General features: G+C 71.7%; 11 protein-coding genes. 6 read left to right on the forward strand and 5 right to left on the reverse strand.

What is annotated here, in order from left to right; all coding sequences use genetic code 11:
• Positions 1-44: 44 nt before the first annotated feature.
• Together ACIBI5_RS00540 and ACIBI5_RS00545 are read right to left on the reverse strand one after the other, a co-directional pair.
• The gene (locus ACIBI5_RS00540) at positions 45-872 is read right to left on the reverse strand and encodes a carbohydrate deacetylase (RefSeq protein ID WP_397241694.1); all 828 of its coding nucleotides are present in this window, start codon (positions 870-872) and stop codon (positions 45-47) included.
• Positions 869-2,245 carry an MFS transporter gene (locus tag ACIBI5_RS00545; protein ID WP_397241696.1) on the reverse strand — a complete coding sequence of 459 codons (1,377 nt, stop codon included), beginning with the start codon at positions 2,243-2,245 and terminating at the stop codon, positions 869-871. The genes ACIBI5_RS00540 and ACIBI5_RS00545 overlap by 4 nt, the downstream gene beginning before the upstream one ends.
• A gap of 226 nt (positions 2,246-2,471) precedes the next feature.
• Here ACIBI5_RS00545 and ACIBI5_RS00550 point away from each other — a divergent pair, with 226 nt between their 5' ends.
• The 4 genes from ACIBI5_RS00550 (at position 2,472) to ACIBI5_RS00565 (ending at position 8,917) form a co-directional block, all read left to right on the forward strand.
• Entirely contained in the window at positions 2,472-6,455 is a 3,984-nt protein-coding gene (locus tag ACIBI5_RS00550; protein WP_397241698.1) for a ThuA domain-containing protein, read from the forward strand.
• An 88-nt stretch (positions 6,456-6,543) separates the two neighbouring features.
• On the forward strand, positions 6,544-7,278 hold the full coding sequence (locus ACIBI5_RS00555) for a hypothetical protein (RefSeq protein WP_397241701.1): 735 nt from the start codon (positions 6,544-6,546) through the stop codon (positions 7,276-7,278).
• On the forward strand, positions 7,275-8,618 hold the full coding sequence (locus tag ACIBI5_RS00560; RefSeq protein ID WP_397241703.1) for a protein kinase: 1,344 nt from the start codon (positions 7,275-7,277) through the stop codon (positions 8,616-8,618). The genes ACIBI5_RS00555 and ACIBI5_RS00560 overlap by 4 nt, the downstream gene beginning before the upstream one ends.
• 56 nt (positions 8,619-8,674) lie before the next feature.
• A complete protein-coding gene (locus tag ACIBI5_RS00565) occupies positions 8,675-8,917 on the forward strand; it encodes a hypothetical protein (RefSeq protein ID WP_397241705.1) in 243 nt (80 codons plus the stop codon).
• 11 nt (positions 8,918-8,928) lie between these two features.
• Here ACIBI5_RS00565 and ACIBI5_RS00570 read toward each other — a convergent pair whose 3' ends face one another.
• On the reverse strand, positions 8,929-9,663 hold the full coding sequence (locus tag ACIBI5_RS00570; RefSeq protein ID WP_397241707.1) for a DUF2071 domain-containing protein: 735 nt from the start codon (positions 9,661-9,663) through the stop codon (positions 8,929-8,931).
• On the opposite strand from ACIBI5_RS00570, the gene ACIBI5_RS00575 reads away from it, so the two are divergent.
• Positions 9,662-10,681, forward strand: a complete 1,020-nt coding sequence (locus ACIBI5_RS00575) for an RNA polymerase sigma factor (protein ID WP_397241709.1) — start codon at positions 9,662-9,664, stop codon at positions 10,679-10,681. The genes ACIBI5_RS00570 and ACIBI5_RS00575 overlap by 2 nt on opposite strands.
• Here the strand turns inward: ACIBI5_RS00575 and ACIBI5_RS00580 are convergent.
• The gene (locus ACIBI5_RS00580) at positions 10,639-11,376 is read right to left on the reverse strand and encodes a GNAT family N-acetyltransferase (RefSeq protein ID WP_397241711.1); all 738 of its coding nucleotides are present in this window, start codon (positions 11,374-11,376) and stop codon (positions 10,639-10,641) included. The genes ACIBI5_RS00575 and ACIBI5_RS00580 overlap by 43 nt on opposite strands.
• Positions 11,377-11,533: 157 nt before the next feature.
• Between ACIBI5_RS00580 and ACIBI5_RS00585 the strand changes: the two genes are divergently transcribed.
• A complete protein-coding gene (locus tag ACIBI5_RS00585) occupies positions 11,534-13,072 on the forward strand; it encodes a serine/threonine-protein kinase (RefSeq protein WP_397241713.1) in 1,539 nt (512 codons plus the stop codon).
• Here ACIBI5_RS00585 and ACIBI5_RS00590 read toward each other — a convergent pair.
• A complete protein-coding gene (locus tag ACIBI5_RS00590; RefSeq protein ID WP_397241715.1) occupies positions 13,011-14,621 on the reverse strand; it encodes a serine/threonine-protein kinase in 1,611 nt (536 codons plus the stop codon). The two genes, ACIBI5_RS00585 and ACIBI5_RS00590, sit on opposite strands and share 62 nt — an antisense overlap.
• Positions 14,622-14,629 lie beyond the last annotated feature (8 nt).

The raw sequence follows: 14,629 nt of genomic DNA on the forward strand, positions 1-14,629 counted from the left end.
ACGTCCCGACGGTTCGCCGCCTCCCCTGTCCCTGCGTGAGGCGGCTACCACCAGCCTCCGACGACCTCGACGCCCTCGCTCTCAAGGGCCTTGTGCCAGGCGGGGTCACGCAGCAACCGGGTCTCCCAGGTGCGCACGACTCCGTCGGGTCCGTTCACGGCGTCCTCACCGGACGGGTGCAGGAACAGCTCGCTCGTCCCCTCGGGAAGGTCGGCCAGACGGCGCAGGTAGTCATCCCGGAGCCGTTCGTAGGAGCCGAGTTCGGCAGCGGTCCGGCGGTTGGTCGCGATCGTCTGCGGGATGGCCACGCCGAGCGTGTCGGCGAGGGTGACGGCGCTCTCGTGGGCAGCCGCCGGCTCCGGCGGCAGGGGGCCGCCGAAGTACGGCTCCGCGTCGCGGGGCAGCCGGAAGGCCAGGCCGTGGTGCGCGCACCACTTCAGCGCCGGGGGCAGCCAGGATCGGCCGTGCAGGCCGTACAAGGTGCCGGAGTGGGAGTCGGCGGCTACGGGCGGGAGGTCGCGGTCGTGCATCCAGCGCAACTGCGCGTCCGCTTCCCGGATGACGTCCTCGGTCTCGCCTCGGGCGCCGAGGGTGAAGGGGTCGTCGGTGAGGGTTCCGTCCGGGTCGGGGAGGGTGGTCGTGCCGGTGAGGGGGCGCCAGCGGGGGAGTCCGTGCTCGCTGGTGAGCGTCACGTGCAGGCGCGGTACGAGGCCGAGGTCGCGGATCCGGGCGGCGGCCTGGTCGGCGTGGGGCGAGACGGGGATGAGGGTTGTCGCGCTGACCTGCCCCTCGGCGAGCAGGGCGATGATGACCTCCGTCGTCCCGGCCTCCCGGCCGAGATCGTCGGCCGTGATGACGACGCGACGGGTCATCGGGGTTCCTCCGAGCCGGGAGAGCCGGGAGAGCCGGGAGAGCCGGGAGAGCCGGGCTCGGGTGATGGGGCCGGCGGGATCGAGATGAATCGTGCGGCCACCGCGCCGATCGTGGTCAGCACGAACGGGTACACGCACAGGTACACGCGGAACGCGAATCCCGGGTCGGCCCCGGGGTCGTTGCCGGAGTTGTAGCCGAAGAACACGCCGAGCGAGGTGAGCGCGAGTCCGGTCACGATGCCGTTCAGGCGGCCGAAGAAGCCGAACGCGGACAGGAACAGGCCTTCGCGGTGCTCGCCGTTGTGTGCGGCGTCGGCGTCCAGCACCCGCGCGACGATGAGGTCGTTCGTCGCGAGCATGCCCGACCATCCTGCGCCGACGAGCGCGCCCGCGGCGACGGCGGTGACGAGGTCGGTGGCGAAGAACAGGGCGGCGAAGCTGGCCGCGAGGATCGCGAAGGACAGGCGCCAGGCCCACAGGGCGCCGCGGCGGGCGATGACGCGCGTCCACACGACGAGGCCGAGCGCGGAGATGAGGATGACGATGCCCTGGAGGTAGAGGGCGTTGGCGACGGGGAGGCCAAGCGAGTAGCGCACGTACAGCTGGATGCCGGCCAGGACGAGCGCCATGGCCGCGCCGTAGCAGGCGCCGGTGAGCCCGACCTTCCAGAAGATCGGGTTGCGGACGATCGACCACAGGCTGGGCAGCAGCCTCTCCTGCGTGGAGTAGCGGGGGTTCTCGCGGGCGCTGAGCGCCATGAACACGATCACGACGACGGCGATGGCGCCGTAGATGATCGCGGTGGTCTGGAAGCCTTCGGTGGACTTCTCGGTGCCGAACACCTGCGTGGTGAGCAAGGGGGTGACCGCGAGCGAGATCACCAGGGCCACGAGCTGGAAGCCCTGGCGCAGGCTGTTGGCGACGGCGCGGTCGCGCTCGCGCGGATAGAGCTCGGGGAGCAGGGCGCCGTAGTTGGCGTTGAGCATCGAGTCGAACGCCTCGCACAGGATCGCGAACACCGCGAACCACAGGACGAGGCCGAAACCCTCCAGCGAGCTGGGCGCGGAGAAGAAGGCGATCATGCAGGCCGCGAGCATCGGCGCGCCGATCAGCAGCCATGGCCGCCGCCGGCCGAACCGGCTTCTGGTGCGGTCGGAGAGGTGGCCGAGCAGCGGGTTGTCGAGCGCGTCGATGACCGCGTAGACGACCATGACCACGCCGTACGCGCGGACGTCGAGCCCCAGGATGTCGACGTAGAAGAAGATCATCGATCCCTTGATCATGTTGATCGGGATCGAGGTGCCGAACATCCCTATGGCGTAGCGCCACGCGGGAGTCCGCCCCGGGGCGGCGGCCGTACCGGGCTGGGTCACGTGCTCATCCCCTTGTCGATGCCGACACTCGACGGAGAACACTGATTTTGTCCCACGGGGGCAGGAGGCGAAAGAGCCCGGACACGCCTGACTTTTCGGCTTTTCCTGGGGTGAAGGCAGACTTCTGTCGATTTGCGGCGAAAGTGATGGACGTGATGTGAGAACCGACTTACATTACGGCGCAGCGCCGCGAAACTTCGCCACCCCCCTGCGAATGGACACCGGCATGATTCGTCAAGGCACGGTCTTACTCTGCGCCATCGTCTTATCCTCGGCCTGGGCCGTCGCGCCCGCGTACGCCCACGAGGCCATCGATCCCGCCGACTACCAGCGCGTCGAGCTCGCCAAGGGCGTGCCGGACATGGGTGAGCCCATGAGCATGGCCGTCCTGCCCGACCTGTCGGTGATCCACACCGCCCGTGACGGGACGCTCCGGCGTACGGACCGGCTTGGAGACACCAAGGTTCTGGGCGCGCTCAGCGTCTACAACCACGACGAGGAAGGGCTGCAAGGGGTCGCGGCCGATCCCGGCTTCGCCACCAATCGCACGATCTATCTCTACTACGCGCCCCGGCTGTCCACTCCCGCCGGGGACGCTCCCGCGACGGGAACGGACTGGAGCGCCTGGCAGGGGGTGAACCGCCTGTCGAGGTTCACCGTCAAGCCCGACTGGACGCTGGACGTGGCCAGCGAGAAGAAGGTCCTGGACGTTCCGGCTGATCGGGGCATGTGCTGCCATGTGGGCGGAGACATCGACTTCGACGCCCAGGGCAATCTCTATCTGTCGACCGGGGACGACAGCAATCCGTTCGACTCGGCCGGGTACGCGCCGCTTGACGAGCGGACCAACCGGAATCCGGCCTACGACGCGCAGCGTACGGCGGGCAACACCAACGGCTTACGCGGCAAGATCCTCCGGATCACGGTAAATCCGGCTACGGGGGCCTATGTCGTCCCGAGCGGGAACATGTTCGCCCCCGGCACGGCCAGGACCCGGCCGGAGATCTACGCCATGGGGTTCCGGAATCCGTTCAGGATGAGCGTGGACAAGACCACCGGGGTGATCTACGTCGGCGACTACGGACCCGACGCGGGAAGCACCGACCCCGGTCGCGGGCCTTCCGGGCAGGTGGAGTTCGACAAGGTCGGCAGAACCGGTAACTACGGCTGGCCGTACTGCACGGGGACGAACACCGCGGCCGAGACCTACAACGAGTACACCTTCCCCTCGGGGCCGTCGGGCGCCACGTACGACTGCGCGGGCGGCCCGGCCAACAACTCCTTCCGCAACACCGGCCTGAGCACGCTGCCCGCCGCGCTGCCCGCGTGGATCAGGTACGGCGGGGACGCGGGCAGCCCGCCGGAGTTCGGCACGGGGTCCGAGTCACCCATGGGCGGACCTGTCTACCATTACGACCCCTTGCTCAACTCTGCTGTGAAATTTCCGGAAGAGTTGGACAACATGGTGTTCCTCGGCGAGTTCGGTCGCCGGTGGATCAAGGCCGTCAGCCTCGCCGACAACCACATCTCCGCGTTCCCGTGGACCGGAACCCAGGTCATGGACCTGGCCTTCGGGCCCGACGGCGCGCTCTACGTGCTCGACTACGGCACCGGCTACTTCGGCGGCGACGCCAACTCGGCCCTCTACCGCATCGAGTACGTGAAGGGCCGCGACCGCAACCCGGTCGCCCGGGTGGCCGCCGACAAGACCTCGGGCCAGCCGCCGCTGACCGTGGCCTTCTCCTCCGCGGGCTCGGCCGACCCCGACGGCCAGCCGCTGACCTACGCCTGGGACTTCGGCGACGGCGCCACCTCCACCGAGCCCAACCCCACGCACACCTACACGGCGAAGGGGACCCACTCCGCCACCCTGGTCGTCGAGGACCCGGGGGGCAACTCGGGCACGTCGAGCGTACCGATCACCGTCGGGAACACCGCACCGGCGATCACCTTCCAGCTGCCGCGCGAGGGCCAGCTGTTCGAGTGGGGCGACACGGTGCCGTTCAAGGTCACCGTCACCGACCCGGAGGACGGGGCCGTCGACTGCGCGACCGTCCTGGTGTCGTACGTCCTGGGCCACGACAGCCACGGCCACCCCATCACCTCCACGAACGGGTGCGAGGGCACGCTCACCATCCCCACCGACGGCGAGCACGACAGCGCCGCCAACATCTTCGCCGTGTTCAACGCCTCCTACACCGACGACGGCAACCTGACCACCGGCAAGTCCGTCACCCTCCAGCCCAGGCACCGGCAGGCCGAGCACTACACCAACGCCTCCGGCATCGGGGTGTACAACAAGGCGGCGGCCGAGGGCGGCAAGACGGTCGGCGACATCCACGCGGGTGACTGGATCTCCTTCACGCCGTACGAGCTCAGCGCCGCCAGGTCGGCCACGTTCCGCGTCTCCTCCGGCGGCGCGGGCGGGACCGTCGAGATCCGCACAGGCTCGCAGACCGGACCGGTCGCGGGCAGGGTGGCCGTACCGCAGACCGGCAGCTGGGAGACGTTCGTGGACGTGCGCGCCGCGCTGACCGGCCTCACCACGGCCACCACCGGCTTGTTCCTGGTCTTCACCGGAGGAACGGGCGCGCTGTTCGACGTGGACTCCTTCACGCTGTCGAGGGAGGCCGTCGCCCAGCCCGTCACCGGCCCGATCGGCGGACCCGGCGGTTGCGTCGACGTGGCCGGCGCCAACCCGGCGGACCGCACGAAGGTGCAGATGTACGCGTGCAACCAGTCCGCGGCCCAGCGATGGACCATCGACCCCGGCCCGGGAACGGTCAAGGCGCTCGGCAAGTGCATGGACGTCGCCGGCGCCAACCCCGCCGACGGCACCCGGGTGCAGATCTACACCTGCAACGCCACCGCCGCCCAGAAGTGGACCGTCGACGCGGGCGCGTTCAAGGCGCTGGGCAAGTGCCTGGACGCCACCGACCGCGCGCAACTCGTCATCAGGGCGTGCAACGGCGGTGCTGCCCAGCGGTTCTCGCCGCCGACGCCGGCGGCGGGTGACCTGCTGGTCTTCAGCCGTACGGCGGGCTTCCGTCACGATTCGATCCCCGCGGGCATCCAGGCGATCAGGAACATGGGCTACGCGGTGACCGCCACCGAGGACCCGGCCGCCTTCACCGGCGCGAACCTGGCCGGCTACAAGGCGGTGGTCTTCCTCAACACCACAGGCGACGTGCTCAACGCCCAGCAGCAGGCCGCCTTCGAGGGCTACATCAGGAGCGGCGGCGGCTACGCCGGCGTGCACGCGGCCGCCGACACCGAGTACGACTGGCCCTTCTACGGTGAGCTGGCCGGCGCCTGGTTCGCCTCCCACCCCGCGATCCAGCAGGCCAGGATCAACGTCGGGGACCGGGCACACCCCGCCACCGCCCACCTGGGCGCCACCGTGACCAGGACCGACGAGTGGTACAACTTCCGCACCAACCCGAGGCCCGCCGCCCGCGTCCTGGCCACCCTGGACGAGACCTCCTACACGGGCGGCACCATGGGCGGCGACCACCCGATCTCCTGGTGCAAGGTCTACCAGGGCGGCCGCTCGTTCTACACCGGCCTGGGCCACACGGTCGCGTCCTACTCCGAGCCGGCCTTCCTGCAGCACCTGAAGGGCGGCATCGCGTACGCCATGGGCGCCGCCCAGGCGGACTGCCGGCCCGAGACCGGCTACACGACCCTGTACAACGGCTCGGTCACCGGCTGGGAGCAGGCGGGACCGGGGTCGTTCACCAACGCCGACGCCACCCTGACCTCCACCGGCGGCATGGGCCTGTACTGGTACAAGGCCAAGCAGTACACCGGGGGCTACTCCCTGAAGCTCGACTGGAGGATGGCCGGCGACGACAACTCGGGCGTCTTCATCGGCTTCCCCGCCAGCACCGACCCGTGGTCGGCGGTGAACAACGGCTACGAGATCCAGATCGACGCCACCGACGCGGCGGATCGCACCACGGGCTCGGTCTACGGCTTCAAGGCGGCCGACATCGCCGCCCGGGACAGGGCCCTGAACCCGCCCGGCCAGTGGAACACCTTCGAGATCAAGGTCGAGGGCGAAAGGGTCCAGGTCTTCCTCAACGGCGTCAAGATCAACGACTACACCAACGCCGACCCGGCACGCTCGCTGAAGGACGGGCACATCGGCCTGCAGAACCACGGGACGGGTGACACCGTCTCGTTCCGCAACGTCCGCATCACGGAGTAGCGGTGTCGCGCGTTCGATCTCCACGGCTACGCTGAAACGGACCAGACCTCAGTGAGGGAGCCATTCCCCCGCGGGGAAGGGGCTGTGGATGTTCAGCATCATCGTCGTGCCCGAGGGCTGCGCGGGGCCGGACGAGCAGATCCGGCTGGCGCCGGGGGAGACGCTGGTCTTCGGGCGGGCTCCGTCGGGGACCGGCGCCCACCTGACGATCGCCCACGGCGGGGTGTCCAGGGTCGCCGGAGAGGTCACGGCGACCGGCACCTTCTGGACGCTGAGCAATCTGAGCCGTCGCCAGACGTACGTGGTGGAGAACCCCGAGGGCGCGGGCGAGCACATCAAGATCGCTCCGGGGCGGGCCGAGGCGCCGGTGCCGTTCGAGTTCTCCCGGGTGGTGCTGCCCGCGGGGGAGGAACTGCTCGGGTTCGACGTGTGGGCGCCGCGGCACGACTACCGCACCGTGGACGATCGCGAGCTGGCGGGTGCGCTCACCACGCCGGCGTTCCCGCTGGACCGCGGCACGCGGTACTTCCTGGTTCTGGTGGCGTTGTGCGAGTCGCGGCTGCGGGGCGAACTGCACACGCCGCCGCCGACCGTCGAGCAGCTGGTGCGGCGCTTACGGCCCACGTGGCCAGACGCGTCACGGACGTCCGTGCAGTGGAACATCGACTACCTGGCCGTCAAGTTACGGCTGAAGCCGGCACCGGAGACCGCGGACCGCGGATCCCGCCTGCACAGCAAGAAGGCGACGCTCGTCTCGCTGGCCCTGCGGTTCGATCTGGCCGGTGAGGACGACCTGGCGCTGCTGGACGGGGCCGCGACGTGATCGGGGAGCCGGGCGGGCTCTTCGCCGTCCCGGTCCCCTCCGGCTATCGGGTCGGCGACTGGGAGGTACGCCGTCCGCTGGCCACCGGGGCGTTCAGCAGTGTGTATCTCGCGCACCGCGTGGGAGCGTCGGACGACCTGCCCGCGGTGGCGGCGCTGAAGTTCCTGCCCACGGGCACGGGCACCCCGCGCCGGCTGCGCCACTACCAGGACCTGGTACGCCGTGAGGTGGATCTCCACCGCACCCTGCGCCGCCCGCGCCTGATCCGGATGTTCCAGACCCTGGTCGTCGACGACGCCGGACAGCCGGAGCTGGACGGCGCCACCGTCCTCGTGCTGGAACGCGCGGAGAGCTCGCTGGACGCGCTGATCTCCCTCATCTCGCTCGTCGCGCCGGCGCCGGTCCCGGGCGGGCCGGTGGTGCTGGCGCAGGTCTGCGAGGGCCTGGCCGACCTGCACGCCGCCGGGTGGGTGCACGGCGATCTCAAGCCGGGCAACGTGCTGCTCATGGCGGACGGTTCGGTACGGCTCGGCGACTTCAACCTGGCCGCCGAGATGGAGGGTACGCACGCCTACGCGCCCGCGTTCTCCACCCCCGACTACACCGCGCCGGAGCTGCTCTGGTCCGAGATCGGCGAGCGGGGCCAGGTCATCCGGCCCAGCGCGGACGTCTGGGCGTTCGGGATCATGGCCCATCTCCTCCTGACCGGCGCGCACCCGTTTCCCGGCGGTACGCCGGCCGCTCGCCGGGACGCCGTGCAGGCCTACGGCCGGGGCGCCGAACGGATCCGGCTGTCCCCGGATCTGCCCGAGCCCTGGCGGCAGATCGTGCGCGACTGCCTGGCGCGTACCCACGAGGAGCGCGCCGCGCACACGAGCGCGGCCCTGCTGCCCCGAGTGGCGTCCGCCGCCGCCGCGACCACCCCGCGGCGGCGCAGGCGTCCGCGGCTCCTGGCGGTCACCGCCGCCGCGCTGGTCGTCGGCGCGCTCGCGGGCTTCGGCGCCGCGGGTCTGCGGGAGCAGCCGGGGACGACCGGGTACTACCGCTGTCCCGAGAACAGCGCGTGCTTCTTCTCGGAGAACGACGGCAAAGGTGAGATGTGCAGCTGGACGGAGACCAGCAAGGACTGGGCGGCCGGGCCTGGGCGCTGTGAGTGGGCGCTGACCCGGCCGATCAAGTCGGTGTTCAACAACGCGAACGAGCTGGACCCCTACCATGCCCTGGCCTTCTACATGGAGCGCGACCATCAGCGCCGCAAGGGCTGCACCTCGGTCCACGCGCAGGGCAATCTCGCCGGGACCTACATGGCGCGCTCCCACCAGTGGCTCACCCGCTGCTGACCGTCCTCTGATGTGCGAGGTACCCGGCGGGAGATGATCCCCGCAGTGTTGTCGCTGTGCGCAACGTCATGAGAGCCGCCCCGTTCGTTCTCGCCGGCGCGCTCGCGCTCTCCTGCGGTACCGCGGACGCCACGAGCGGTGTCAGGCGGCTGGAGACCTCCTACACCAACGGTGATCCGCGCCAGGGCGGGTCGGTGGTGCTCGTGGAGCGGTGCGTCTTTCCCGGTCAGCGCGGCACGTTCCAGGCGACGCACACGATCACCGCGATGTCGTGGCCCTACAGCTGCCCGCGTCGCTGACCGAAGGGGCATCAGAGACGGCGGGGCGGGGTGTGGATGTCGAACGGCAGATGCCGCTGCGCCAGGATCGAGTGCGGGGCGGCGTCCGCGGTGATCAGCCCGAGGCGCTCGAACACCGGGAACCGGGCCGAGCGCGCCGTCAGGTAGCGGGGGCGCATGACCGGGTGCCAGATGCTATAGACGCCGACCCCGCCGTCCCGGCGCCGGTACCAGCCGTCCATGGGGTGGGTCAGCCGTTCGAGCCAGTCCGCTTCGCCGGCGAAGCCGTCCAGGCGGGCGGGCGGTTCGGGGAGTTCCTCGGCCTCGCAGCGCGCGTCGCCGGCGTCGAGGCGCCAGTGGGCCGGGCTGCCGGTCCAGTCGGCGCCGATGCGGATGCGGTCGCGGCGCCAGGGCATGCCCCACAGGTGCTGCGGGATCAGGACCACGGGATGGTCGAGGCTCGTGCCGAAGAACCAGACGCCCGGCCGGCCGTTCGCGGTGACGTAGGCGCGGTAGTTGATCTGGCCGCAGTCGATGCCGACCTGCGGGAGGAACCGGAAGTGGAAGTCGCGGTCCCTGAACGCCACGGCCGAGACCAGGCCGCCGGGGCCGTCGGCGAAGTCCAGCGTCATCGGGGTGAAGCCGTCGGGCAGGTGGCGGGCCAGGGCGTCGGCGTCCACCCGGTAGCTGATGATGGCGAAGTCGTCCAGGTCGGTCTGCGCGTGGTACCAGCGGGGTCGCGGCCGCGCTGTGCCGGCGAAGCTCATGAACCCGAACATTACGGAACCCGGGGCCCTCTGGCGGACAGTTATCAGTGTGGAGCCTTCGCTGCGCGTCCGCCTCCGGGCGGGTGATCACGACGCTTTCTCGGCGCTGTTCGACGAATTCGCCCAGCAGGTCTACGCGCACGCGTACCGGCTGACGGGCGACTGGTCGACGGCGGAGGACGTGACCGCGGCGACGTTCGGGCAGGCGTGGCGCTCCCGCCGCAAGATCCAGACGGACGGCGGGACGCTGCGACCCTGGCTGCTGGGCATCGCGACCAACCTGGCGCGCGCCGCGCGGCGCGGTGAGCGCCGCCGGCGCGCGCTGGCCGACCGCCTGCCGCCCGACGCGCTGGTGCCGGACTTCGCGGACCAGGTCGCCGACCGCGCCGCCGCCGCGGCCCAGATCCATGCGGTACGGCAGGCGTTCGACCGGCTCCGCCGCCCCGAGCAGGACGTGGTGGCGCTGTGCGTCTGGGCCGGTCTGGACTACGAGCAGGCCGCCCAGGCCCCGCCGCCGCAGGAGACTGCTCGTCCCCGCCGCGGCGGCGCTGGCCCTGGCCGCCGCCACCGCGGCCGTCCTGCTGAACACCGGCCCGGCCTACGCGGTGACCGACAACCCCGACGGCACGATCACCGTCAAGATCTACCAGGCCGAGAACCCGAAGGGCCTGCAGGCCGAACTCCGGGCCCGCGGCTTCAACGCGATCGTCGACTTCATCCCCGAGGGCAAGAGATGCTCACCCCAGCCCCGCTCGACAACCTGGGTGGAAGGGGTACGCCTGGCCGCCCCGCAGTCCGGCGAAGAGGAGAGCGGCGGCGCGGGCTTCCGCCTCGACCCGTCCAAGGTCGGACTGGGTCAGACCGCCGTCCTGGAGTTCATGGTCCGGAGCTCCTTCATGGGCATGGAGGCGGGAATCAGCGACCGCGTCTCGGCCGGACCGGTCACCGCGTGCACCCTCGTCGGCTAGCCCCGCGTCAGCGCAGCGAGATGTGCAGCATCTCGCCGACCTTCCGGTAGCCCACACGCGCGTACACCCGGCCCGCCGCGTCGTCGGCCGGGGTGAGGAACGCCGTGGGCGCTCCCGCCCGGGTCAGCAGGGCCGTGACGGCGCCGGCGATGCCACGGCGCCGGTGCGAGGCCGCCACCGCGATCCCGGCGACCTCGGCCACCCCCTCGTGGGGACCGCCGATCTGGCCGGCGCCGACGGCCGTGCCGGTCGTGGTGTCGGTGGCGACCGCGACCAGGCCGCCGCGGTCGAGGACGCGCCGCATGCGGGCGACGTCGTGCTCGGTGGCGTCAGGGGCGTCGAAGGCGGTGTTCATGACCCGGGCGGCCTGCCAGAGGCCGGCGTCGGCGGTGACCGGCGCCACCTCGATCGCGGGGTCCACCGGGGCGTCCACCACGGTGGCGGGTGTGCAGACCAGAAGGGGGTAGCGTCCCTCGGGCTCGAAGCCGGCCGCCAGCACCGCCGCCTCCACCTTGGGCGCGGCCTGCGGCACGTACTCCAGCCGCGGCACGCGGGCGTGCTCGTGGAAGAGCGCGACCAGCGCGCCGACCTCGCCGGCGGTGGGCACGACGTCGTCGTCGGGAACGGCGTAGTTGAACGGCAGCGCGTCGTCGTGCTCGTCGAAGCGCACCGTGAACGGCCCGGCCCGGCGAGCCCCCTCCCCGGCGGCCGACCTGAGATAGGCGTGGACGGCGGCGTCGAACACGTATGTTCCTCCCCGATGCACGGACGACGGCCACAAGCTAGGACTTCGCCCACGCCGGAGGCAACCGGTTTTCCGGCGCGGGCGGGCCGCGCGTCCGGGATCCGCCGGGCTCAGGGGCGGGTGGCCGCGGCGGTGAGGTGCCACTAAGGTCGTCTGCGTGTTGCCCCTCGCCGCCGCGGACCCTGGTCAGATCGCCGTCTACTCGCTGAGCGGAGTGCTCGGCCGCGGTGGGCAGGGATCGGTGTATCTGGGGGAGGACGGCGCCGGGGTCAAGGCGGCCGTGAAGGTGCTTCACGCCCAGGTGGCCGACGAGGACGCGCACCGCAGGTTCCTGCGGGAGGCGGAGGCGGCGCGGCGGGTGGCGCCGTTCTGTACCGCCCGGGTGCTGGATGTGGGGGTCGCGGACGGCCGGCCGTACATCGTGAGTGAGCACATCGCGGGGCCGTCGCTGGAGCAGATGGTCAAGGGCGACGGGGCGCGGTTCGGGAGCGGGCTGGAACGGCTGGCCGTCGCCACGCTCACCGCGCTTGCCGCGATCCACCGGGCCGGTGTGGTGCACCGCGACTTCAAGCCGGGCAACGTGATCATGGGCGCCGAGGGGCCGGTGGTCATCGACTTCGGGATCGCGCGGGCGCTCGACCAGACGGCCACGAGCAGCGTGATGGGGACGCCGGCGTTCATGGCGCCCGAGCAGTTCGCCGGCGGGGTGGCCGGGCCGGCGGCCGACCTGTTCAGCTGGGCCAGCACGATGGTGTTCGCGGCCACGGGGGAGCAGGCGTTCAAGGGGGACACGATGCCGTCCCTGATGCACTCCATCCTGACCGCGGAACCGGACCTGTCCGGCGTTCCCCACGATCTCCGGCCGTTGCTGCAGGCGTGCCTGAACAAGGATCCGGCCCAGCGGCCCACCGCCGACGGGCTGCTGTCCACGCTCACCGGGGCGCCTTCGGGACCGCAGGCCATGCCCACGGTGCCGGTGCCGGTCTCCGGGCCGCGGACGGTGCCCGCCGCCGGGACGGTCCGCCTGGAGGCCGGGCCGCCGCCGTGGCAGCCGCCGGCGCCTGTGGCCAGGGCCGGGCGCCCGGCGGCCGACGTCGTTCACCGGATCGCCGCGGTGACGGCGCTGATCTGCGGCGCGGTGGTCGCGCTCAGCCTGTTCGGCCAGACCTTCGAGACCGTGGCGGACTGGATCGACGACGACTACGAGACGTTCCTGAGCATGACCTCCTGGCTCACGATCAGCGTGGTGTCGCTGCTCCTGTACATCCCGGCCTACGCCGTCGCGGCCTGGCGGCACAGCGTGGGCGCGGCGATCTGCATGGCGATGACGGTGCTACCGGCGCTGGTGTTCGTCTTCTGGGGGTTCGCCCTGGGGGACAACGACCTGCCCGCGTTCCTGCTGGCGGTCGTGCCCGGGGTGCTGATCGGGCTGATGATCTCGGTGTCGGCGCTCCTGCTGTGGCGCTTCAGCCTGGTGGTCGCGCTGCTCGGTGTGGCCGCCGGGGGCCTGGTGGCCGTCGAGGCCCTCGGCTTCCTCGTCGTACGCCTGCCCGGCTCGCTCCCTGACGTCCTCTACGACCTGCTTCAGCTGGAGTCGATGGTCACGAGCGTGACGCTGGGCGCGTGGACCCTGCTCACGCCCGCCCTGCTGGTGCTGCGGGCGGGAAAGGGCGCGGCCCGGAAGATCGCCGTCTAGCCTGTACGGCCTGCGCCACCACCATCCCCGCCGCCGCCAGCGCCCAGAGGCCGATGGCCAGCCGTCCGAGCGCCTCCGTGGTGTAGGCGCCGGACCGCGGCCCGGCCAGCCGGAGCTCGGCCAGCACGCCGGTGAGGCCGCCGATCATCATGAGGGCGCTCCCGGCGACGGCGGGCGCCGCGACCAGCCGGCTCCAGCGCCACTGCGGCAGCGCGGTGGCGAGCAGTACCAGCGCGGTCAGCACGGACGACAGCGACACGAGCGCCATCACGTCGAACCCGGCCATCTCCCTGAACGCCGCCCGCGTCGCCCCCGGCAGCGACGGCAGCGCGAAGACCACAGACAACGGAATGTGCAGCAGCCCGATGAGCGCCGCCGCCATGGACACGTGGTGCACCGCCACGCAGAGCAGGCAGACCACGACCGAGAACGCGATCGCCCTGGGCATGTCCAGCGGGTACGGCTCCGCCGAACCGGCCGGGCCGTGCTCCAGGGTGGCCAGGGCGAACAGCACGCTGTAGTAGAGCAGTGGCGCGACGGCCACCAGCGCGAACACCGCCCCGGCCAGACTCGTCATCCCGGCCGCCGGGGCGTGATGACGGGAATCGGCGCCAGGGGGACCGGACGCCGCCTCCGGCACCGGAACGTCGACGGCCGGCTGTGGCACCTGGGCGGCGATGGCCGGCCGGGCCTGAGCCTGCGGCACCGGAGCGGCCATGGTCGGCGGGGCAGCAGGCGGTGACGGTGCCGTGACGGTCGGCCGGCCCGTCGCGGGGAGCGCCGTCATCGTGCCCAGGGCGGTGGCCGCGGTGGGGCGCCGGCCGGGTTCCTTGGCCAGGCACGCCCGCAGCAACGGCAGGAGCTCGCCGGGTACGCCGGACAGGTCCGGCTCGGTGGTCAGGATCGCGTGCATCAGCGCGGGCATCGTCTCGCCGCGGAACGGGTACCGACCGGTGGCCGCGTACACCATTGTGGCGGCCCAGCTGAACAGGTCGGCCGCCCCCGTGAGCCCCTGGCCGCCGAACTGCTCCGGCGCCATGAACGCGGGTGTGCCCAGCACGCCGCTGGTGGCCGTCTGGTCGAGCGCCCTGGCGATGCCGAAGTCGATGACGACAGGCCCCTCCGGGCCCATGATCACGTTGCTGGGCTTGAAGTCGCGGTGCACGATCCCGGCGCGGTGGACGGCGTCCAGGGCGGTGAGGGTGGCCACGCCCAGCCGCTGGAGCCCGCCTCCCGTGCGGGGTCCGTCGCGGCGGACGAGGGCGTCGAGCGAGGGTCCCGGGACGTACTCGCTCACGATGTACGGCCGCGCGGCCACACCGACGTCGAGGACCCGCGCGGTACAGAACGGCGCCACCCGCCGGGCCGCCTCGGCCTCGCGCCGGAAGCGCCGCCGGGCGTCGTCGTCGCGGGCGATCTGGCCGAGCAACACCTTGATGGCCACCTGCGTGCCGTCGGGGGCTCGTCCCAGGTAGACGGTGCCCTGACCGCCTTCGCCGAGAACCTCGATGGCCGTGTACTGCCCGAACTGCCCGAACGGTTCGCCCACCCGCATGA

The organism is Nonomuraea sp. NPDC050540, from assembly GCF_044457485.1.
GTDB lineage: Bacteria > Actinomycetota > Actinomycetes > Streptosporangiales > Streptosporangiaceae > Nonomuraea.